This is a genomic window from Aquiluna borgnonia (assembly GCF_013283855.1).
Taxonomy (GTDB): Bacteria; Actinomycetota; Actinomycetes; order Actinomycetales; family Microbacteriaceae; genus Aquiluna; species Aquiluna borgnonia.
This window is the reverse complement of the sequence record NZ_CP054056.1, coordinates 459,387-481,010: the sequence shown is the minus strand read 5'-3', so window position 1 is coordinate 481,010 and position 21,624 is coordinate 459,387. Positions and strand designations below refer to the sequence as shown.

The 21,624-nt window shown below is 56.1% G+C and carries 22 protein-coding genes; 6 read left to right on the top strand and 16 right to left on the bottom strand.

Going from position 1 to position 21,624, the window contains the following annotated elements; all coding sequences use genetic code 11:
- Positions 1-31 precede the first annotated feature (31 nt).
- The 3 genes from glgX to glgB are packed head-to-tail and all read left to right on the top strand — an operon-like array spanning position 32 to position 6,277.
- Positions 32-2,086 (top strand): glycogen debranching protein GlgX, encoded by a 2,055-nt coding sequence (gene glgX, locus HRU87_RS02535; protein WP_173493393.1) that lies wholly within the window; start codon positions 32-34, stop codon positions 2,084-2,086.
- 52 nt (positions 2,087-2,138) lie between these two features.
- Positions 2,139-4,121 (top strand): alpha-1,4-glucan--maltose-1-phosphate maltosyltransferase, encoded by a 1,983-nt coding sequence (locus HRU87_RS02530; protein WP_173493392.1) that lies wholly within the window; start codon positions 2,139-2,141, stop codon positions 4,119-4,121.
- Complete coding sequence (glgB, locus tag HRU87_RS02525) at positions 4,118-6,277, top strand: 1,4-alpha-glucan branching protein GlgB (protein ID WP_173493391.1); 2,160 nt, start codon at positions 4,118-4,120, stop codon at positions 6,275-6,277. Before HRU87_RS02530 ends, glgB begins: the two co-directional genes overlap by 4 nt.
- On the opposite strand, the gene HRU87_RS02520 is transcribed toward glgB, so the two are convergent.
- Positions 6,274-7,122, bottom strand: coding sequence for a tetratricopeptide repeat protein (locus HRU87_RS02520; protein WP_173493390.1), 849 nt, complete (start codon positions 7,120-7,122; stop codon positions 6,274-6,276). The two genes, glgB and HRU87_RS02520, sit on opposite strands and share 4 nt — an antisense overlap.
- Complete coding sequence (locus tag HRU87_RS02515) at positions 7,119-8,831, bottom strand: DUF8094 domain-containing protein (RefSeq protein WP_484463052.1); 1,713 nt, start codon at positions 8,829-8,831, stop codon at positions 7,119-7,121. The genes HRU87_RS02520 and HRU87_RS02515 overlap by 4 nt, the downstream gene beginning before the upstream one ends.
- A 65-nt stretch (positions 8,832-8,896) precedes the next feature.
- Between HRU87_RS02515 and HRU87_RS02510 the strand changes: the two genes are divergently transcribed.
- Together HRU87_RS02510 and HRU87_RS02505 are read left to right on the top strand one after the other, a co-directional pair.
- On the top strand, positions 8,897-9,985 hold the full coding sequence (locus HRU87_RS02510) for a coiled-coil domain-containing protein (RefSeq protein ID WP_173493388.1): 1,089 nt from the start codon (positions 8,897-8,899) through the stop codon (positions 9,983-9,985).
- Positions 9,969-11,021, top strand: coding sequence for an AI-2E family transporter (locus HRU87_RS02505; RefSeq protein ID WP_173493387.1), 1,053 nt, complete (start codon positions 9,969-9,971; stop codon positions 11,019-11,021). The genes HRU87_RS02510 and HRU87_RS02505 overlap by 17 nt, the downstream gene beginning before the upstream one ends.
- On the opposite strand, the gene HRU87_RS02500 is transcribed toward HRU87_RS02505, so the two are convergent.
- The 9 genes from HRU87_RS02500 to rpsB all read right to left on the bottom strand — a co-directional run bounded on the left by HRU87_RS02500 (position 11,018) and on the right by rpsB (position 17,100).
- A complete protein-coding gene (locus tag HRU87_RS02500; protein ID WP_173493386.1) occupies positions 11,018-11,725 on the bottom strand; it encodes an alpha/beta hydrolase in 708 nt (235 codons plus the stop codon). The two genes, HRU87_RS02505 and HRU87_RS02500, sit on opposite strands and share 4 nt — an antisense overlap.
- Positions 11,725-12,021 (bottom strand): hypothetical protein, encoded by a 297-nt coding sequence (locus tag HRU87_RS02495; RefSeq protein ID WP_173493385.1) that lies wholly within the window; start codon positions 12,019-12,021, stop codon positions 11,725-11,727. Before HRU87_RS02495 ends, HRU87_RS02500 begins: the two co-directional genes overlap by 1 nt.
- A complete protein-coding gene (locus HRU87_RS07205; RefSeq protein ID WP_343035109.1) occupies positions 12,021-12,521 on the bottom strand; it encodes an aggregation-promoting factor C-terminal-like domain-containing protein in 501 nt (166 codons plus the stop codon). The genes HRU87_RS02495 and HRU87_RS07205 overlap by 1 nt, the downstream gene beginning before the upstream one ends.
- Before the next feature lie 134 nt (positions 12,522-12,655).
- Entirely contained in the window at positions 12,656-13,195 is a 540-nt protein-coding gene (locus tag HRU87_RS02485) for a hypothetical protein (protein ID WP_173493384.1), read from the bottom strand.
- Positions 13,196-13,198: 3 nt separating this feature from the next.
- Positions 13,199-14,023, bottom strand: a complete 825-nt coding sequence (locus HRU87_RS02480; RefSeq protein WP_173493383.1) for a phosphatidate cytidylyltransferase — start codon at positions 14,021-14,023, stop codon at positions 13,199-13,201.
- Positions 14,024-14,584, bottom strand: a complete 561-nt coding sequence (gene frr, locus HRU87_RS02475; RefSeq protein ID WP_173493382.1) for a ribosome recycling factor — start codon at positions 14,582-14,584, stop codon at positions 14,024-14,026.
- A 20-nt stretch (positions 14,585-14,604) separates the two neighbouring features.
- Positions 14,605-15,312 carry a UMP kinase gene (gene pyrH, locus HRU87_RS02470; RefSeq protein WP_173493381.1) on the bottom strand — a complete coding sequence of 236 codons (708 nt, stop codon included), beginning with the start codon at positions 15,310-15,312 and terminating at the stop codon, positions 14,605-14,607.
- A 100-nt stretch (positions 15,313-15,412) separates the two neighbouring features.
- Positions 15,413-16,240 (bottom strand): translation elongation factor Ts, encoded by an 828-nt coding sequence (gene tsf / locus HRU87_RS02465; protein ID WP_173493380.1) that lies wholly within the window; start codon positions 16,238-16,240, stop codon positions 15,413-15,415.
- A gap of 2 nt (positions 16,241-16,242) precedes the next feature.
- The gene (gene rpsB, locus HRU87_RS02460; RefSeq protein WP_173493379.1) at positions 16,243-17,100 is read right to left on the bottom strand and encodes a 30S ribosomal protein S2; all 858 of its coding nucleotides are present in this window, start codon (positions 17,098-17,100) and stop codon (positions 16,243-16,245) included.
- A 246-nt stretch (positions 17,101-17,346) separates the two neighbouring features.
- Between rpsB and HRU87_RS02455 the strand changes: the two genes are divergently transcribed.
- Positions 17,347-17,826 carry a hypothetical protein gene (locus HRU87_RS02455; protein WP_173493378.1) on the top strand — a complete coding sequence of 160 codons (480 nt, stop codon included), beginning with the start codon at positions 17,347-17,349 and terminating at the stop codon, positions 17,824-17,826.
- Here the strand turns inward: HRU87_RS02455 and HRU87_RS02450 are convergent.
- The 5 genes from HRU87_RS02450 to lepB form a co-directional block, all read right to left on the bottom strand.
- Positions 17,823-18,713 carry a tyrosine recombinase XerC gene (locus HRU87_RS02450; RefSeq protein ID WP_281359131.1) on the bottom strand — a complete coding sequence of 297 codons (891 nt, stop codon included), beginning with the start codon at positions 18,711-18,713 and terminating at the stop codon, positions 17,823-17,825. The genes HRU87_RS02455 and HRU87_RS02450 overlap by 4 nt on opposite strands.
- A 44-nt stretch (positions 18,714-18,757) precedes the next feature.
- On the bottom strand, positions 18,758-19,843 hold the full coding sequence (locus HRU87_RS02445; RefSeq protein ID WP_173493377.1) for a DNA-processing protein DprA: 1,086 nt from the start codon (positions 19,841-19,843) through the stop codon (positions 18,758-18,760).
- Between the two features lie 66 nt (positions 19,844-19,909).
- Positions 19,910-20,233, bottom strand: a complete 324-nt coding sequence (locus HRU87_RS02440) for a DUF2469 family protein (RefSeq protein ID WP_173493376.1) — start codon at positions 20,231-20,233, stop codon at positions 19,910-19,912.
- 16 nt (positions 20,234-20,249) lie between these two features.
- Positions 20,250-20,888, bottom strand: a complete 639-nt coding sequence (locus HRU87_RS02435) for a ribonuclease HII (protein ID WP_173493375.1) — start codon at positions 20,886-20,888, stop codon at positions 20,250-20,252.
- Positions 20,869-21,618, bottom strand: coding sequence for a signal peptidase I (lepB, locus tag HRU87_RS02430; RefSeq protein WP_173493374.1), 750 nt, complete (start codon positions 21,616-21,618; stop codon positions 20,869-20,871). Before lepB ends, HRU87_RS02435 begins: the two co-directional genes overlap by 20 nt.
- Positions 21,619-21,624: the final 6 nt, after the last annotated feature.

Genomic DNA, 21,624 nt, shown 5'->3' with positions numbered 1-21,624 from the left:
GTTTGATTGCTAGGGTGAGTTATTGATTGCTATGGCTGACTCATCAACTGAACAACTGCTTGCCCCGCTGGGCCTAACCCTGCTCGATGGTGGCGGGGTATTTTCAGTTTGGTCAGAAACCGCAGAATCCGTTAATCTGCACATTTTGGACCCTGAGGACTCTGAGGTCTCTAGCCACATCATTGAACTTGAGAGAACTGAGGGTGGCATCTGGTCCGCCAGCGATGACCGACTAACCAGAGGCATCAAATACGCACTCAGGGCTTCGGGTCCCGAAGGCCCAAGACATGCCTTCCAACCCGAGCGCAACCTGCTGGACCCCTATGCCAGGGGTCTGGTTAGGGAGAGCCCCAGGGACTACCACTGCGTGGCGATTGAGCGCGACTTTGACTGGCAGAGCGTTGCAAAGCCAGGGGTATCTCTTTCCGAGTCTGTGATTTACGAAGCTCATGTCCGAGGACTTAGCCGCATCAATCCAGCCATCCCCGAGGAGATCCGGGGGTCCTACGCAGCCCTTGGTCATCCGGCGACCATTGAGTACCTGGTGAATCTGGGCATTACCGCGTTGGAGCTGCTCCCAATTCAGGCTTTTATCTCAGAGCCGCGGCTAGTGAACCTGGGCCTAATCAACTACTGGGGCTACAACACCATCAACTTCTTCACCCCACACCTGCGCTATGCAGCAGAGGCAACCAGGGCACAAGGGCCAGAGGCCATGCTGCGAGAGCTAAAGACCGCTATCCGCGAGCTGCACCGAGCCGGGATCGAAGTGATCATGGATGTGGTTTACAACCACACCGCCGAGGGCGGCTCCAAGGGACTTACCTACTCCTATCGCGGCCTAGATAACTCCAGCTACTACCGCCAGGACGATCACGGCAACTACCACGACACCACCGGCTGCGGGAACTCACTGAACTTTGGTAACCCAATGGTTCAGCGCCTCACCCTGGATTCGCTGCGCTACTGGACCCAGGAGCTGCAAATTGATGGCTTCCGCTTCGACCTCGCCGCAACCCTGGCCCGAGACGAATCGAATCACTACAACCCGCAGCACCCGCTTTTCTCGGCCATGAAGCAGGACCCCATCATTTCCTCGGCAAAGCTGATCGTTGAACCGTGGGATGTCGGTATGGGCGGCTGGCAGACCGGCAACTTCCCGGCCGGCTTCCCGGAGTGGAACGACCGATACCGCGACAGCGTGAGAAGGTTTTGGCTGCAGGACATAGCCAATGCTCGATCCAGTGGCAATCACTCCAACGGAGTACGGGAGCTGGCCGGCAGAATTGCCGGATCGCAGGATTTGATGAGCGATGGCAATGGTCCAACCGCTTCCATCAACTTCATAACCGCTCACGACGGTTTCACTCTCTGGGACCTGGTCTCACACAACGTCAAGCACAACTCAGCCAACGGCGAAGGTAATCGAGACGGTGCCAACAATAACCTCTCGTTCAACCACGGTGCTGAGGGGCCAAGTGCAAATCCATCCATTAGTTACGCTCGCCGCAAGGCCGCCAGGAACCTAATCGGAACCCTGCTGCTCTCCGCAGGAATCCCCATGATTACCGCGGGTGACGAGCGGCTGAAGACCCAAGGCGGCAACAACAATGCCTACTGCCAGGACAACGTAATTACCTGGCAGAACTTCAGCCCGGATACCCATCAGCTGGATTTTGAAAAAACTGTCAGCCACCTAATCGCTCTGAGAAAAAACCTTCCAGCCCTCAGGCCCAGAACCTTCCCAACCCTTGCGGAACCGACCCCGGAACAAGACCAAATGCTGTGGTTCTCGGTCCGAGGCGATCAAATGAGCGTTGATGACTGGCACAATCCTGAGCGCCGCACCCTGCAGCGCCTCACCTACCACCTGATGAATGACGGCTCAAAGCAAGGTGTCATGCTTGTTATCAACGGCACCGAAGCCGTGAAGAACGTGACGCTGGCTAACCCCAAAGGCATAACCGAATACGAGCTGCTCTGGGACAGTGCACTGGAACTTCCCCCCAAGAGAAGCGTTGTCATGAAAGCCGGATCCAAGTTGCGCATGGTTGAAACCAGCCTGCAGTTGTTTTTAGTTAGGTAACCTTTTGGCCTGTTCTCCCGCCCTGGCTGCCTAAACTCACTAAATTGTCACCATGGGCACATTTCCAAAGCGCATCGGTCGGATTCCAATCACCAAAACCTGGCCCGAGGTTGACTTCGGCGCTTTCCCTGCCAAGGCATTTCTCGGCGAGGTAATCACCTTTGGTGCCACATCATTTCGCGAGGGGCATGATGCCATCGCGGTCGAGCTTTTGCTAACCGACCCATCCTCAAAAACCACCCGGCTGAGAATGAACCCTGGACGCCCCGGCATGGACGAGTGGGTGGTTTCTCTGAAGCTAGATCAGCTCGGCAGCTACCGCTACCAGGTGAGCGCCTGGGATGACGAATACCACACCTGGCTACACAACACCGAGGTGAAGCTGGCTGCTGGCATAGACCAGGAGCTGATGATGCTCGAGGGTGAGCGACTGCTCACCAAACTTGCCAGCGGGGCTAAGCCCAAAGCGGCTTCCGCCCTGAATGAATTTGCCAAATTGCTAACCGCCAAGGACCAGACTCCGCAGCAGCGCCTTGAAGCCGCCTTGGCCGATGGTTTGAGCGAGCTGGCAGAGGCCAATCCGGTGCGCGCGCTCGAGACCCTAAGCGACGAGCGAGAGGTTATCTGCGAGCGAACCCTTGCGGGCTCTGGCGCCTGGTATGAATTCTTCCCGCGCTCCGAGGGTGCCACTCGCAGTGCCGACGGAACCATAACCTCTGGCAACTTCAAGACTGCATCTAAGAGTCTTACCCGGGTGAAGGACATGGGCTTTGAGGTGCTCTACCTGCCCCCGATCCATCCGATCGGCACCGCTCACCGCAAAGGTCCCAACAACACCCTGACTGCCACCGAGAGCGACCCCGGCTCCCCCTGGGCAATCGGCAATACCACTGGTGGACACGATTCAATCCACCCGGACCTGGGAGATGAAAAAGACTTCAAGGCCTTTGTCAAGGCAGCAAACAAGCTGGGCATTGAAATAGCCATGGATCTGGCACTGCAAGCGTCGCCAGATCACCCCTGGGTCAAAGAGCACCCCAACTGGTTCACCCAGCGCGCAGATGGCTCAATCGCCTATGCCGAGAACCCACCCAAGAAATACCAGGACATCTACCCGATCAACTTCGACCAGGACCCCGAGGGCATTTTCAGCGAGGTGCTCAAGGTGGTGCAAAAGTGGATTGACCTCGGCGTGAAGATATTCCGGGTGGACAACCCACACACCAAGCCGCTGGATTTTTGGCAGCGCCTGATTGCTGAGGTCAACTCTAAAAACCCCGAGGTCATTTTCCTGGCGGAGGCCTTCACCCGGCCGGCGATGATGCACGGCCTTGGCAAGGCCGGGTTCCAGCAGTCCTACTGCTATTTCTCCTGGCGCAACAAAAAAGATGAGCTGGTGGAGTACCTCAACGAGTTAGCTCACGAAACGGCCGATTTCTTCAGGCCCGCACTTTGGGTGAATACCCCAGACATCCTCACCCCCTACCTGCAGTTTGGCGGCAAGCCTGCCTTCAAGATCCGCGCCACTATCGCAGCGACAGCAGGCTCGATCTGGGGCATGTATGCCGGTTTCGAGCTCTATGAGTCGGTAGCCAGACCCGGCGCCGAAGAAAACATCGACAGTGAGAAATTTGAGATCAAGGTCAGGGACTGGGCTAAAGCCAGCAAGTCTGGCGAGACCCTAATTCCCCGCATTGCGCTGCTGAACCAAATCCGCAGGGAGAACCCGGCCATTGGCCAGCTGCGCAACCTCACAATGCATTACAGCGATGACTCGGAGATCCTGGTTTACTCCAAGCACCTTGCCGCCGGGCACAACGGCGGCAAACCAAACACCATCCTGGTTGTTGTAAACACCGACCCGCACTCAGTGAGGGAAACCAATATCCACCTCAAGCTCGAAGCTCTGGGAGTCGGTTCAAAGTTCCAGGTCACTGATCTGATAACCGGTGCCAAATACCAGTGGGGCGAGCACAACTACGTTCGGCTGGATTCCTTCACTGAGCCCGCACACATTTTGAAAGTTGAAGCATGAATCCCGAGGCACACGAGCTCCAACTAATCGCTGAGGGTAGGCACCACTCCCCCCACTCAATCCTTGGAATCCACCTATCAGGCAAGGACTGGGTGGTTAGAGCCCTTAGGCCCTTTGCCAAGGCTGTGACCATCAAAGGCAAAAACGATAGCTACTCCCTCGAACACATCTACGGTGGGGTCTGGGAATACCGCGGTACGGGAAAGCAGCCTGGTGACTATCGCATTGTGGCCGAGTATGAAAATGCTCCGGCCTGGGAATCTGATGACCCCTACCGCTACCTACCCAAGATTGGCGATTTGGATCTTCACCTGATTGCAGAGGGTCGGCACGAGCAGCTTTGGCAGGCACTTGGTGCCCACCACGTTGTGCAGTCAGACTCAATCTCCGACACCTCAGGGGTTAGCTTCAAACTATGGGCCCCGAATGCTCAGGCGGTTCGGGTAGTGGGAAGCTTCAACCACTGGGATGGCACCTGCTATGCGATGCGCTCGATGGGTGGCAGCGGGGTTTGGGAGCTGTTTATTCCAGGCGTGCAGCCCGGCGATCTCTATAAGTTTCAGATCCTCACCAAAGCCGGTCACTGGATAACCAAGATCGACCCGCTTGCCCGCCGAACCGAAATCCCACCGGCAACCTCATCGGTGGTGGAGGCATCCAGCTATAAGTGGCAGGACGAGAGTTGGATTTCCGCTCGTGCCAAGCGCGATGCCCTCAAGGCTCCGATGAGCATCTATGAGCTGCACCTGGGTTCCTGGCGCGGGGCTAAGAATTATCGTGACCTGGCGCCAGAACTAATTGGGCACGTCAAGTTCCTGGGTTTCACCCACGTTGAGTTCATGCCGCTGGCAGAGCACCCGTTTGGAGGCTCCTGGGGCTACCAGGTCACCGGCTACTACGCGCCAACCTCTAGGTTTGGCTCGCCAGATGACCTGCGCTTTCTGATTGACCAGCTTCACGCAGCCGGCATCGGAGTGATCATGGACTGGGTTCCCGCTCACTTTCCAAAGGACGATTGGGCGCTAGCTCGCTATGACGGCGAGGCGCTCTACGAGGATGCCGACCCCAGACGCGGTGATCACCCGGATTGGGGTACCCACGTTTTCAACTTTGGTCGAACCGAGGTCAGAAACTTTTTAGTTGCAAACGCCAACTACTGGTTTGAGGAGTTTCACGTTGACGGCCTGAGGGTGGATGCGGTTGCATCCATGCTTTATTTGGATTACAGCCGCCAGGAAGGACAGTGGCTACCAAACATTTATGGCGGCCGCGAAAACCTGGACGCCATCAGGTTCTTGCAGGAAACCAATGCCACCGCCTACCGCAGAAACCCGGGCATCATGATGATCGCCGAGGAGTCCACCGCATTCCCAGGTGTTTCAGCGCCAACCGATCAGGGCGGCCTCGGGTTTGGATTCAAGTGGAATATGGGCTGGATGCACGATTCCCTGGAGTACATTCAGCGCGACCCCGCATACCGAAAGTATCACCACGGCGAAATTACCTTTTCCATGCTCTATGCCTACGACGAGAAGTTTGTGCTGCCGATTAGCCATGACGAGGTAGTCCATGGCAAGGGGTCGCTACTGGCGAAGATGCCTGGCGATCACTGGCAAAAACTTGCCAACATGCGCGCCTACCTCAGTTTCATGTGGTCTCACCCGGGAAAGAAGCTGCTGTTCATGGGCCAGGAGTTTGCCCAACCCTCTGAGTGGAGCGAATCCAGGGATTTGGACTGGTGGCTGCTTGACCACCACCCTCACCGCGGTATGCAGCAGCTAGTTGCCGACCTGAACCGCCTCTACCTGGAGAATCCTGCGCTTTACGAACTCGATCACGATCACCGCGGATTTCAGTGGATTGACGGAGGCGATGCCGACAACAACCTGTTGAGCTTCCTGAGGTTTGATTCAAACGGAAACCAGATTGCCGTGGTGGTGAACTTTGCAGGTCACCCCTATCACAACTTCCGCTTGGGGCTGCCGGCGGCAGGTTACTGGAAAGAGATTCTGAACAGCGATGCCGAGACTTACGCCGGTAGCGGGGTGGGAAACTCCGGCGGGGTGCAGGCTGTAGACATCTCCGCCCACGGCAGGCCCTTCTCAGCGGAGATATCGATCCCTCCGCTCGGTGCCATCTGGCTGAAGCTCTCCTAGAACATCAGTGACGCGAGCTTGCGCCTAGCAGCCAATACCGCCTCGTGAGAGTCACCGGTCACGGTGAACAGCTCAATCAGTCGCTGTCGGATCGCGTCCCGGTTGTCAAAATCGACCGCAAATCGCGCTAGCAAAATCTCAAAGGCCTCGCTCGGAGCACCTGAAATCAGCGCCTGGTCGGCACCGGTGAAAAGATCTGCCAGCGGTCCGGTCTGCCCGTCTCCGAGGCGCTTCAGCAACCGAACCTGGGAGAGGCCGGCCTTAATTTCCAAATCGTTTGGGTACTCAACGGCTAGCTTTTCAAACTGCGCAAGGGCCGAGGACAGGTCTCCCCTGTCGACTGCATCGATGGCCGCCTGGTGCTCGGGAGTCAGTTTTTTCACAGGCTCTGCGGCCTGATCGGAAAGGGTTACCGAGCCGGTGATTTTATTCTGGGTCGCCAACTGCAAAACCTGTCCCAAGATCTGGACCAGTTGGTCCTGGCTGATGTTGCCCTTGAACAGCGGCGCCGGCTGGCCCGAGAGAATCGCGGCCATGGCCGGGGCCTGATTGATGCCAATTGCAGCGGCCAATTGCGGAGAGGTGTTAAGGTCAACGCTGATGCCGGCAAAGCGGCCCTGAGCCTCGGCAATGATGGATTCCACCAGGGCGCTGACGGCGTTAGATGACTCTGATCCATCAACTATCAGCATCAGTACTGGAACGCTCTCAGAGAGCGCCAGATACTTGCGCAAGACCTGCTCGTCAGCTGGCACTAGCCAGCCTGATACCTGGTTGCCCACAGCGGCAGCAGTCTTCTTATTGTTCAGACTGGAAAGGTCGAACGCTCCGCCAAAATTAGTCATCGTGCTCCCAAAGATACTGAGGTGAGAAGCTGCTGGGTGGCACCGAGCAGAGTTACTCGCGCTTCAGAGCCGGCAGCGGGGATGTGGAAAAGCAGCATGGCTCCGTAGCGAGTCTCGATACCTGTCGCGCTGCCCCCGGTGCCCAGCAGAATTGCCTCTTCGCCCTCGATCGCCACAGCGTCCCCCGGTTCCTTGGGGATGATGGTGTAGGTGTCGATCATGTAGAGCGCCACCAGAGCCCCGCCATCGGCCGTTGCCATCAAAACCAGCTCATCGTTCGAAAGCTTGTGGTCGAAGGTCAAATTGGCGTTACTGAGAGTCTGGGATAGGCCCTGCTGAACCGATGCCACGTCCGAAATGTATTGGTTTTCACCATCCACCAAGATGCTCCAGCTGGAGTTCGGTCCCTCGTTCAGCAGGCTACCGACTGCCGTTGCCAAATCCTCAGGTGGCAGCAAGAGGAACTTGCTGTCTGGCTTGACCAGGTTTGCACCAACCGATTCAGCCGCCACCTCAGGGAACTGCACTCCAGGCAGGAGGTCCATGTATTGGTAGAGCCGGTACTGGTCTCGGGCTGTCTCCTGACGCAGCACCAGCATGCGTAGCGACTCGTTTCCAGTCACCACCATGACGGTTCTGGGCCAGGTGTCGGTTGCCGAGGGTAGGAAGAGCTGAACCGGTTCCGCGAGTATCGGAGCTGGTGGAACTGGCTCCTCCTGCCTGCGGGCGATGTTGTATTCCGCGCGCCTAGCCGCAAGGGCTGGTCCACTAACTCTGGTCTCGATACTTTCACGGTCAAACTCAGCATCTGCCTTGTCCACAACCGATGTGATTTCAGAGAGGATGCGGCCCAGTTGGTCGGTGGTCATGACCGGGGTAAGGATATCTTGAGCCGGAAGCGGGCTCGGGCTAAGAATAGGGTTTTCGTATTCGGGTGTGCAGCTGGACAACAGCAGCGGCGCTGCTAGCAGGGCGGCAAACTTCAGGCCGCGGGCCGCTCTTCTGGGACTAACGGGTCCAGATCCGGCCTGAGAAACGACTTTGGATGCCTTAGGCCTGCGACGCTTTGGCCTCGGACCTTTCCAATTTCTGGTGATTCGAGATTTTCGGAACAGCACCAGGAACGCCCAAAGGCTCAAGGCGGCTCCAAGCGCCATCAGCGCCAAACCAACAAGAGTGATGGGCGCAACCGGTGCGGCTTCGTTTGGCAGGTCCCAGGTGATTGAAATCTTTCTTGGGGCAAGGTCTATACCGCTGGCCGCTATCAGCACGGCCGACTCATTGCCATCCGGCACTGAAATCTTGCCCTGGAACTTCTCGGCCACCTGAAGCCGCCAGAGGTCACTGCCGTTTGGATCTGCCAGCTCTCCCCCACCACCGCGCTCCACCTCGCCGAGGATGACCTCTTCCTGGGCGCTGTTTACCGACATGCGGACCTCAACGTATTGGGAGTCGCCAATCCAGCCGATGATGTCCGACTCTCTTCCGGCAGCCAAAAAGACTGGGCCGTCGTTGTTAGCGGTCACGGATACCTTGCCGGGGTAGGAGGTGAGAATTTTGTTTGGGATCACAACGTAGGTGGTTGGAGTCTCAAGCTCGGTTTGGGCGAGGATGATGTCTAGCGGTCTGTTCTCTAACTGGTTGACCAATCCGACTGCGCTGAGCACCAAACCCACCACAAATGTGGTCAGGGCAAGCCAAAAACGCACCAAGAGGACTCCATTAGACTTTGCTAGCCGTGCAAGTTTACCTTTGGCAGCTAAGGACTACCTAGTTGGCTCAATCATTCGATCGCTTTGAGCTGGTTCGCAAGGGATACGAACCAGCCGCGGTGGAGCAGCAACTACGTCAGCTCAACCTTGAGCTCGCAAGGCTCAATGAGCTCTCCTCTGACCTGCAGAACCAACTCAAAAACACCAGAGCGCAGCTAGCTGAGTCCGAATCAGCGCTGGCAGCTGCCAAAAACCCAAATTTTGCAGCTCTGGGGGCCAAAGCGGCAAACATCCTCAGCTCAGCCCAGCAAATTGCTGCGGAGTTAGAAATTGATGCCAAATCCCTCTCGGCGAAGCTGACTGGCGAGGCCAAAACCGAGGCGCAGGAAATTCTAGAGAGTGCTCAAGCCAACTACGGCTCAGTGGTTGCCGATGGCAAGCGTCGTGCACAGCGCAAAATCTCCACCGCCGAAATCGAAGCGGGTCAAATTCGAGCTAAGGCAGAGACTGAGGCTGCCGAGATAATAAAACGTGCCGAGAAGGAGGCCGCTCGAATCCGGGGTTCGGTGGCAACCGAGGTGGCTGCCATCAGGACTTTGGCAAAGCGTGAGATCGCAAAGACCGAAGCAGACCTAGTTTCAAAATATGCTGCCAAAGAAAATCTGCTGCTCGCCGAAACCCTGACGGGTGCCGAGCTGCTCACCGATAAGCAGGTCAGTCAGCTTGAAGCTGTCATTGCAGAGCGCAGGGCAGAGGCGGAGGAGCAATACCTGACCAAACACCAGCAGGCCGTAGCGGCCACCGAGCAGTATCTGGCTAGCGCGACTTCAGATTTGCAAGAGCTCACCCAAACCGCAGCAAACCTGCGATTTGAAATCGAAACTCTGGAGCTGGAAGCCTCAATGACCCAGCGCCGGATCATTCAGGAAGCCCGGGACAAGGCCGATGCCTTGGTTCTGGCTGCAGAGATTGAATCCCGCGAGCTGGTGGGATCTGCCGGGGAGCGCGCCAAAGCACTAAAAGCTTCCGCGGAGGAAAAATTGGTGATTTTGCAAAATCAGGCGGCAGCGGTGGAGCTTTATTTGCAAAACCTGCGTAGCTTGGTAACCGAAGGTCTTTTAGATAGGGATGTTGATGGAGCAAAAAACTAGGCTGGTGGGCGGCTTTGGCGTCGGTCTGACCGGTGGCCTGGGAGTCATGGTTGCGGTGCTGCTGGGCACCGCCATCGGTCAAATCGCCACCATCATCACCTATGTTGCTATCGCCCTGTTTATTGCCTTGGGTCTTGACCCACTGGTGCGGGGGTTGATGCGGGCCAAGCTGCCCCGAATTGCAGCAGTTTCTATAGTCGTGCTGGGCTTTTTGGGTGCGGTGGCCTTTGTTCTCTCCCTGATTATCCCTGCCGTGGTTACCGAGGCTTCAAAACTGGTTGCCAGCATTCCGTCGATAGCAACCAACCTCGTGACCAATGAGCTGATTGCCAACTGGGATGCCCAGCTTGGCGGTGGCATCACAAATGCCACCGGTGGAGCTGTTGAGTTTCTTTCAAATGCTGCCAACTGGCCCGGCCTAGTTGGAGGCGTTCTTGAGGTTGGCCTTGGTCTCCTGAGCGGAATTCTGGGTTTCATAATCGTGGTAATTCTCACGATCTACTTCATGTCTGCTCTTGAGTCCATGAAGGACTACCTGAGCAAACTCGTGGCAAACTCCAAGCGGGAAAAATTCAGAGCGCTTACCGACCAGATTGCCTACTCGGTGGGACGTTGGGTCGCAGGTCAAACCACAATTGCACTGATTCACGCGGTCGTGGTCTACACCTTCCTGACTTCAGTTGATGCTCCGTTTGAGTTGCTGCTGGCTTCAATTGCTTTCCTGCTGGCACTAATTCCACTGGTCGGACCTCTATCGGCAGCTGTCCTTGTGACCGCCATCTCGCTTACCGCAGGAACCGACACCGCCCTGGTGGTGGGAATCTTCTACCTGATCTACCTGCAGGTTGAGGCCTACCTGATTAGCCCGAGGGTGATGAAGCAGGCTGTCTCGGTTCCAGCATCGCTGGTTGTGATTGCCGCCTTGGTTGGTGGAACCCTCATGGGTGTGCTCGGAGCGCTAATCGCCATTCCGGTGGCGGCCTCAGTGCTGTTGATTGTTCGCGAGGTTTGGATGCCCAGGCAGGAAAAGCGCTAGTAGCTCTCCGGAAGCTCTGCCGAACCGGGCAACACGGTCTGCACGATTTGGTTCAGCACCAATCTGGTTGCTCGCTCTCCAACCCAGAGGTGCTTTTCTCCCTCAAATCCGAGAACCTTCGCCTGCGGCACGATTGAGAATCGTTTAGCTGCCTCATCAGGCTTTAGGTAGTCATCATCACCTGGAACCAAGGCAACCAGCGGTTTACCAAACTCCACCCAGCGCATCAGATCTTGATCGTTTGCCCGGTGAAGCGGCGGTGAAAGCAAAATCGCCCCTGAAATTTGGTGATCTGGTCCGTACTTGATTGCAAGTTCGGTGCCAAAGCTCCACCCCACAAGCCAAAGATTTTCAAGGCCGCGGCTCTGAGCAAAGGAAATCGCTGCCGCAACGTCAAATCGCTCGGCAACTCCGCCGTCAAAGGCGCCGGTTGAGGTCCCTCGCGGGGAAGACGTGCCGCGCGTGTTGAACCTTAGAACCGCAATTTCAGCCAGCGCTGGAAGCCGATTGGAGGCTTTTCTGAGGATGTGAGAGTCCATGAAGCCGCCGTGGGTAGGCAGTGGGTGCAGCGTGATCAGGGTTGCCTTTGGCTGGGCGCTATTTGGAAGTGCAAGCTCCCCAACCAAAACCTCACCGTCCGAGGTGGTGAAGGTGATGTCCTCACGAATGGCAGGAAGAATGGTGGCTGCCCGAATTTCCTCCACTAGAACAGCTCCCCGTCAAAGATCTTGAAGCAGTGGTTGTGAAAGTGCCTTCTGGTGTTTACTCCGCGGTGCAGATCCCAGGCGACAGTGTGCACAACACCCGGTTCAATGTCGATGGAGCAAACCGGACAGATCCAACTCTTACCCTCTTCGGCATTGGCACCGGTGGATTGCTGAACTTGAAATTCAACGCCGCGCTTTTGCACCACGCTTGGCAGTGACATCCGAAGGCGGGTGATGTCTAGATCGCGCTGCTGCCGATGTTGCCTACCGCGCCGGCGCCTATCTTTTTGCATCAGTACCAGTTGTGCTCGTTTGAGTGAGCCAAAGCACCACAGGGGCTGCCGTAGCGTCCGGAGATGTAACCAATCCCCCACTTAATCTGAGTCTCTGGGTTGGTTCTCCAGTCAGCTCCAGCACTGGCCATCTTTGATCCGGGCAACGACTGCGGGATGCCGTAGGCGCCGGAGGAGGAATTCAGGGCATTCCAGCGCCAGTTGCTCTCGCGCTCCCAGAGCTTCACCAGACAGGAGTACTGGTTGTAGTCCCAGTCCTTGGCATAGACCAGCTTGAGGGCAATCTCTTTGGCTGAGCCCGGGGTCGGGTATGGAGCGCCGTTGACGAAGAGTTTCGCGATTCCTGCTCCGGTGACAACCTCAAAGGAGCCACGGGCAAAGCCCTCGCCCTCGACGGCGACAATCTCAAGCTGCTGGTACTCCTGGTCGACACTCTCAACAACCTGAACGGTTGCCGCCGAAGCCATGGTCCCGGAATAGGGATCAACGGCAGAAACCATTACCAAAGAGGCAACAAAGAAAAAGCCCAGCGCAGGCAAGGAACTCGGCCGTTTACGGCGCGAAACACCATGTCTACCCAAAGTTCTCCTCAGTAACGGCCTATAAGCCTAAACGCCACACGGCGATTGAGCAATTAGCTAAGGATTTCCTGCTGGTGCAGAGCCGTAACCACAAGCGCTAAAAATTCATCAACCTGGCTTCTTTCAAAGCCCGATCCAGAGCGCCCGAGCGAACTGGTTCGAAGTTCAAAACTCTTGGGGGCTGTTAGCGAACTGCGCTTCACGATTACCCGTTTCAACATGGCACCGACAAGTTTTTGCTCGTAGCCGTCCCTGACGATATCGAAACGCTTCTTTGGTTCCTGCTCCAAAACTTGCTTGATAGTCCTGAGGTTTGCCGCTAGGTCTGAAGACACTCTGGCCTTGCCATACCTGGCCAAGAGCCTAGAAATCTCAGCTATTTCAAGATCATCAGCAAGTCTTGCCAGCTCCTGATCCACCGCAGGGATCTGATAGCCGCCCAAAACCAAATCAAACCTTGCAACCGCAAGCATGGGTGCGGTAACTAGTCTGCGCTCTGGATTTGCCAGCTGGCTTCCAACTCGAGACATGAGAGCGTCCACTTGCCCGGGGTCATACCCCTGCAGCTTGGCCGAAGTCAGCGGGAAGCTCATGAGCTAAAACACTACGTGAGAAAGTAGGTAGCCAACAAACAGTGATGGCAGCAGGGAATCCAAGCGATCCATAACACCTCCGTGTCCAGGTAGTAGATCCCCCATGTCCTTGACCTCGAGATCTCGCTTGATCAGTGACTCTGATAGGTCACCCATCACCGAGCTAACTAAAATCGCCGACCCCCAAATTAGACCAAACCAAATTGAATTTCCGGTTACCAGGGCTGTAACTATTCCGCCAAAAATACCCCCGGCAATCGAGGCAAAAAGCCCCTCCCAGGTCTTCTTAGGACTGATTGCTGGAGAAAGTTTGGTTTTCCCGAAGAACCTTCCCACCAGGTAGCCGAAGGTGTCGATGGAAACCACCGTGAGGGTAAGCCCAAAGACGAAGGCGATGCCATTTTCTTGGGTCACCAGTAGAGCGGCGAAGGACATCAGTAGCGGCACGTAGAAGACCGCCCAGGCGCTCGCCCCAAAATCCCTGAGCGTGTTCTTGAGCGGTTGCTGCTTGCGATTCCAAATTAGATAAACAGTTCGCCATGCCACCATCAGCACAATGGCCGCAAACACGGTTAGCCACTGCCAAGTTGGCCCATAGAGGAAGGCCATCCAGGGCACCGCCAGACCCGCAATCGCTACCGGGATCCTGGGCACGTGCCAACCGGCGGAGCGAAGTGCAGTGGATAGTTCAAACCCAGCGGCAGCCGCCGCTACCGAGACCAAACCAACCACCGTGTAGGGGCTGATTAGCGAGAGAAGGAATATTCCGCCCAAGCCAAAGCCCACGGCCAATCGTGGCCCGAGGGTTTTGGTTTTAGCGCTTTCCAACTAAACCTCTAGCAGCTCTGCTTCTTTGTTCTTTAGGGCTTCGTCAATCTTGTCAACGTGAGCCTTGGTGATGGCCTCGAGCTCTTTTTCAGCGCGCTCGACCTCATCTTCGCCGGCACCGCCGTCCTTCTTGAGGGCCTCAAGGTCTTCCTTTGCGCTGCGGCGAATGTTTCTTACCGAAACCCGGCCGTGCTCGGCCTTGTCCCTGGTTAGCTTCACGTATTCGCGGCGACGCTCTTCGGTCAGCTCTGGGAGGTTAATGCGGATTACATTGCCGTCGTTGTTTGGCTGTGCACCCAGGTTTGGCATCTGCTGCAGCGCCTTCTCAATGGCACTGAGCGCACTCTTGTCGTAAGGGTTGATCAGGATTGAACGAGCCTCGGGGTTCTGAATGCCACCGAGCTGGCCCAGTGGAGTCGGGGTGCCGTAGTAGTCCACCATGACCTTTTGAAACATCGCTGGGTTTGCCCTGCCGGTTCGCACCGAAGCAAAGTCCTCTTTGGTGGCATCCACCGCTTTGTCCATTTTTTCTCTGGCTTCCGCCAAGATTTCGTCGATCATTTTCTTTCCTTACCTAAAACCTATGCCCGCACCAGGGTTCCGACTGGAACCCCAATCAGGGCCTCAGAGATCTGCTCCATGCCAAACACCCGCATCGGCATCTTGTTATCCATGCAGAGTGAGAACGCAGTGGCATCCACAACCTTCAAGCCCTGAACAAGTGCATCCTGGTAGCTCAAGTCAGTGAGCTTTTTGGCGCTTGGGTCTTTCTTCGGATCTGCGGTGTAAACCCCGTCCACGCCGTTCTTCGCCACCAAAACCTCATCAGCAGAAATCTCAAGGGCTCGCTGAGCGGCAACCGTGTCGGTTGAGAAGTAGGGCAAACCAGCACCGGCACCAAAAATAACGATGCGGCCCTTTTCCATGTGGCGGATCGCGCGCAGTGGAAGGTAGGGCTCTGCTACCTGAGCCATAGAAATTGCAGTTTGCACGCGGACATCGGCACCCGCCTGCTCAATGAAGTCCTGCAGGGCAAGGGCGTTCATGACGGTGCCCAACATGCCCATGTAGTCGGCACGACCGCGGTCCATGCCGCGGTTGGAAAGCTCTGCTCCGCGGAAGAAGTTGCCACCTCCAACAACGATTGCAATCTCAACCTCTTGGGCAGCCTTAGCGATGTCTTTTGCAATGCCGGAGACGATGTCTGGGTTCACCCCGAGGGCTCCGCCGCCAAAGGCCTCTCCCGAGAGCTTCAGCAGAACTCTGCGCTTTTTATCCACGAGATTCACCTCCAGCAAACCTGCGGAGATTCCGCATCCAGACAATACTAGGGCTGAAAAAAGCCAATGGCCCGGTCTTTCGACCGAGCCATTGGGATGAATTTGCTGCTTAGGCGCCTACGCGGAATCTCACGAAGGCTGTCACCTGAATGCCGGCGTTCTCGAGCACCTTTGCAACGGACAACTTGTTGTCCTTTGCAAAGTCCTGGTCAACCAGGCAGGTCTCCTTGAAGAAACCGTTTACGCGACCCTCAATGATCTTTGGCAGGGCTGCCTCAGGCTTACCCTCGTCGCGAGCGGTTGCCTCAGCGATTTCGCGCTCCTTGGCAACGATCTCAGCTGGAACCTCATCGCGGGTTAGGTAGGTTGGGCTGAATGCGGCGATGTGAACTGCAACATCGTGTGCAGTCGCAGCGTCAGCACCCTCAAACGCAACCAAGACACCAACCTGTGGTGGTAGGTCGCGGCTGGTGCGGTGCAGGTAAGCGTCAACGCCAGATGCCGAAACAACTGCGATGCGGCGAAGCTCAACCTTCTCGCCAATGATGGCAGCCTGGTCGGTGATTGCATCTGCCACGGTGGAGCTGCCGTGAGGAGCTGCAAGTGCAGACTCAACATCGGTAGCACCGGCTGCAACAACCGCATCTGCCACGGCCTCAGCAAGGGCAACGAAGCCCTCAGCCTTGGCTACAAAGTCAGTCTCGCAGGCAAGCTCAATCAGAGTGCCCTTGCCGCCTGCAACGCGTGCTACAACCAAACCGTTGCTGGTGGTGCGACCCTCGCGCTTTGAAACTCCCTTGAGGCCCTTCAGGCGGAGCAGCTCGAAAGCCTTCTCGATGTCGCCATTTGCCTCATCCAGCGCGGACTTGCAGTCCATCATGCCGGCGCCGGACTTCTCGCGAAGTGCCTTTACGTCTGCTGCGGTGTAGTTAGCCATGCTTATGCATCCTTCTCTGCTGGGGTTTCCTCGGCCTCGGCAGCAACCGCTACCTCAGCTACAACTTCGGCCTCAACGGCAACTGCAGCCTCAGCTGCCTTTGCCTCGCCAGCCTCGAGAAGCTCGCGCTCCCACTCAGCTAGTGGCTCTGCCTCTTCGCCGCCCTGGTTGTGGCGAGCGATCATGCCGTCAGCGGCAGCATCTGCGATAACGCGGGTCAGCAGCTCGATGGAGCGGATCGCGTCGTCGTTTCCTGGAATACCGATGGTGACGTCATCTGGGTCGCAGTTGGTGTCAAGGATTGCGATTACTGGAATGCCAAGCTTCTTGGCCTCGGTAACGGCTAGGTGCTCCTTGTTGGTGTCAACTACCCAGATGGCACTTGGAGTTTTTGCGATGTTACGGATACCGCCGAGAGTCTTCTCTAGCTTCTCCTTCTCGCGGCGAAGGATCAAAAGTTCCTTCTTGGTTAGACCGGTCTTCGACGCATCCGCGAAGTCCATGGTCTCAAGTTCTTTTAGGCGCTGAATACGCTTGTTTACGGTGCCGAAGTTAGTCAACAGACCACCGAGCCAGCGCTCGTTGATAAATGGCTGGCCAACGCGCTTTGCCTCAACGGCAACAACTTCCTGGGCCTGCTTCTTGGTTCCAACAAACATGATTGAACCGCCGTTGGCGACTAGGTCGCGAACGAAGTTGTAGGCCTTGTCAATGTGCTCTGCAGACTTCTGCAGGTCGATGATGTAGATGCCCGAGCGGTCGGTGAGGATAAAACGCTTCATCTTTGGGTTCCACCTTCTGGTCTGGTGACCGAAGTGAACACCGGCGTCGAGAAGCTGACGCATAGTTACAGTTGCCATGAGGCACTCCTTTTGGACGTGCGAGCACGCCCCTCAGTTTCTGGCCCAACCGGATGGTTGAACCCCTGGCATTCCCACCGACACGACCGCAACAAGTTGGGACCGAGGTGTCGGAGTTTGTGTGGAACACGCGAATTAGTTCCAAATGACTTTGGAACGGCTATGAGCATAACAGCTAGCTGATTGGTTATCCACTACTTTTTCCGCGCTGTTATGCGGAAATTCAAGTTCTGCAACCCTCTGCCAATGATCAAATTTCTGACACTTTTAGTTCTTGCATTCATTGCCCAGCAACCAACTTCCAATGAACCCGCGGTCTGGGCAGAACCGATCCCCCTCTTCACAGACCAAATCCAAGAACATTACTCAGGCCCGGCAACGCAGTATGCCGCTGGACACCGCGGAATTGACATCAAAATTGCACCCAATCAGACTCTCAAGTCCCCGGTAGCAGGACGGATTGCATTTGCCGACCTGGTAGTCGATCGCATGGTGGTAACCATCGAATCCGAGGGCAAAAAACTCAGTTTTGAGCCAGCCTGCACCGACTTGGAAGTTGGGGATCCAATCAGAGCAGGGCAGGAATTTGCTTGGCACTGCGCCCCTGAGGCTGACTACCAATACCACTGCGAGAGCTGTGTGCATTTCTCAGCCCGCACCAAATTCGGCTATTTGTCACCGATGTACTTTTACGGAACGCTCAGCCCTAGTAGCCTGAGCGCCTAGGCCCTGGGGTGAGCCTGCTCAAAAGACTTCTTTAGCCGCTCCACGGAAACGTGAGTGTAAATCTGCGTGGTTCCAAGGGAGGCGTGCCCGAGAATTTCCTGCACCGCTCTCAAATCCATCCCGTGATCAAGCAGGTGGGTGGCCGCCGAGTGCCGAAGCGTGTGAGGCCCGGCTTGCCCTGTTGAGGTGCTGGCAAGCTGTTCTGCAACCACAGAGTAGAGCTGCCTGACCCCAACTCGAGAACCCCGCGAAGAAACCAGCAGGGCGTCCCCCGCTTTCGGTATCCAAAACTTCTTACGCCCAAGCTGTAGCCAGCGCTCCAAAGCATCCTGCGCCTTTTGCCCGTAGGGCAGCATCCGCTGCTTGTCTCCCTTGCCGGTCACCAGAACCAGCCTTCTAGAGAAATCAAAATCGGCAAGATTCAGCCCCGCAAGCTCACTGACTCGCATCCCGGTTGCGTAAAGCAGCTCAAACACCAACCAGTCTCTGATCGCAGAGGGGTCATCAGTGCTTGCAAGATTCTCTAACCTCTCCAAAACCTCACCAACACTCAGCTCGCTGGCCACCTTCGGAAGATTTCGCTCCAACTTTGGAGAGCGAAGTCGCAAACCGGGATCAGTTTCCAGGGCCCCCTGTTCTGTCAGGTATGCGGTGAAAGCCCGCAGAGCAGATGCTTTTCTAGCCATGGTGCTTTTAGTTGCACCATTGTCAGACAAGACAAATAACCACTCTCTGCAAGCGTTGAGGTCAAGTGACAGTTTGCGATCAGAGAGGAACCCTAAGAAGTCTCTGAGGTCAGAATGGTAGGCCTTTTGGGTGTTAGGCGAAGTGCCGCGAGCCTGCAGAGAGCGCATGAATCGCTCGGCAGCAACAGTTAGCTCTTCCACCTGCTCAGCCTAAATCCATCTGATGCCAACCTCATGAAGGCTAGCTAGGCAGATAGTCGCTCGCCCAAAGACTTCCCCGCACCAAAGACAGAAATTCCATTGAGCTCTAAGGCTCTGATTTCAGCTTTGACTTCGGTTATTGACAGCCCGGACTCAGCGGCAATCTCGGCAGCCGAGTTCGCCCCTTCCCGAACTGCATCCAGCACTCTTTTTTGCGGGTAGGTCGGTTCAACTTCAATGCGCCTGCCTAGGTGCCAGGGCTGGGCAAGACCCTCGCGGATCATGACGTTGCACCCCTGAGCCGTTTTTTCCGACCATCCGGTAGGGATTGCGTAGACCTCGCGGCCTAAATTCTTTGCGTGATTCGCGGTGTTCTTAGAGCCACTGCGGTAGCCAGCCTCCACCACAAAGGTGGCGGTGGCACTGGCCGCGATCAACCGATTACGAGCGAGAAACCGAAACCTAGTCGGGGCGGTGAATGGAACCAACTCCGAGACCAGCGCGCCTCCGGCCCTGACGATGTCGTGAAACAGCGGCCAATTTTCCTGCGGGTAGGCGCGATCAATACCGCCGGCCATGAAAGCAACGGTAGGAAGGGAAAAATCAATTGCGGCTCGGTGAGCGCAGGCATCAATGCCACTGGCACCGCCGGAGATTACCGGCGCACCAAGCTGACGAACCAGAGCACGGGCTCTGGCAATTCCTCTGGCTGAAGGTGTCCTAGTTCCAACCACTGCGTTGCCATCTTGCTCCAGGATCTCCGGGTTACCGGCAATCCAGAGCAGGTAGGGGCGGTGCAGCCCCAGGTCCTGAAACCTAGACCAGGTTTGCGGCATGGCCGGAGGAAATACCGGGGATGCATTCCAGCGAATCGCCCGCTCGACCAAGGTTGGAACGTGGATCTTTGGAAGCCTCAGCGAAAAGCGCTCCAGTAGGGCTGGGACGCTCTGCAGGTATTCCGGGGCAAGTTCTGCGATCTGCTCAATCCAGAGCGATTTGGCAAGGCCCCTGCGGTATTCCTCAATGGCTGCTGGACCGCGAAGCTGAAAGATAAGTTGAGCCAGGGCATCCCCGGGCTCGCTCAGAGCGGAGTAGGCGATTACCTGTTCTTGTTCAAAAGTTAGCTGCATGCCAAAAGCATGGATTTATAAAAGGCAACAAATGCCAGCTTGAGAAAATCTGTGGATAACTACCGGCTACTCGCCGACAGCAAATTCCTTTGGAATCTCGAGCTCTCGGTTACCGATTTCCTCGACGTTGACATCCTTGAAGGTCATCACCCTGACCTGCTTCACGAAACGGTCGGTGCGGTAAATGTCCCAGACCCAGACGTCCTGCATGTTCAGTTCGAAGTAAAAATCTGTTGCGGTGTCTACTCGCTTTAGCTCAACCTCATTGGCCAGGTAGAAGCGGCGCTCGGTTTCGATGACGAATCGGAACATCTTTACGACATCTCGATATTCGCGATAGAGCGCTAGCTCGGCATCGCGGTCGTAGTCCTCGAATTCGTTCTCGTCCATGTTGGAAGTCTAAACCTCAAAAAAGAGCATTCTCATCCGAGAGGATTTTTGCCAGCCAACTTTTACGGTGGTGATTGCTCGGACCATATTCCCGCAGCGCTGCGATGTGCTGCTCAGACGAATAGCCCTTATTGCCAGCAAATCCAAAATATGGTTCCAGTTCGTGGAGCTCACGCATCAGTTGATCGCGCTGCACCTTGGCCACAAGGGCCGCGGCAGACACCACGGCGCAGTCTCGGTCGGCCTTGACCCTAACCACGTACTCAACCTCAAGACCACTGAGTGCTAACCAGTTGTGAGAACCATCCAGCAGCACGACCGTGCTGCCGGAAATCAGCGGAGTAATGGCAGCAACCGCTGCTTTCTCCAGAGCCTTTGTGATTCCGGCAGCCTCGATGAGTTCAACCGAGCTGTAGCCAACGTTGTGCGGGAGCCAACTTTGAACCAGTGGGGCTATAGCCTCACGCTTCACTTCCGATAGCAACTTGCTGTCTTTTAGACCTGATGGGAAAGCGGTTTCTGTTTGCCGGCTGAATGCTGCAGCGCCGACCGCCACCGGACCAGCTAGCGCTCCCCTGCCCACCTCGTCAACACCGATAACGGTTTCGAAGCGCTCCAGCAGGGCGAGTTCGACGCTAAGGCTTGGGGACGTCATTGAAGACTTCTGAGAAGTTCTCCAGGAATATCCAGTTCTCAACCGGCCAAGAGACCAAGATCGCTCTGCCAACCACAAATTCTTGATTCACAAAACCACCGGAGGGCAGATCCTGGTGGTAGCGGGAGTCGGTTGAATTCTGCCGGTTGTCTCCCATCACCCAGTAGGAACCCTCTGGAACAGTGACCTTGAACTCAATCTCCGAGGGGATTGAACCGGGGCGAACGTAAACCTCATCGATTGGAACACCGTTGACCAGCAGCCTGCCTTCGGCATCGCAACACTCGATTGTGTCGCCAGGCAAACCAATTACTCGCTTCACCAGGTGCTCAGCTGAGTCAGGAGCGGTGATGCCAAAGGTTCCCAGCACAAAGTCAGTGAACTCCTGCCAGCTGGTTTTGTCTTCGGTTGGGACAGCGCCCAGCCAGCCACCGGGATCCCTGAAGACCACAACGTCACCATGCTCAAGCGGCATCAGCTCGGGAGCCATCACGTTCACTATGATTCGGTCGTTAATCTGCAGGGTGTCCATCATGGATCCCGATGGGATGAAGAAAGAGCGAATCAAAAAGGCCTTGATCGCAACCGAGAGAACCAGCGCGGTACCGACGATGATTACAAAGTCAAATAAAAACGCCACGAACCAGTTCTTCTTGGCGTTTTTGATAAAGCGCCTAATTGAAGAGATGGTCGTGGCGTTGCGGGGTCTAAGTTCCCCGGATTCCTGCATAGGAAA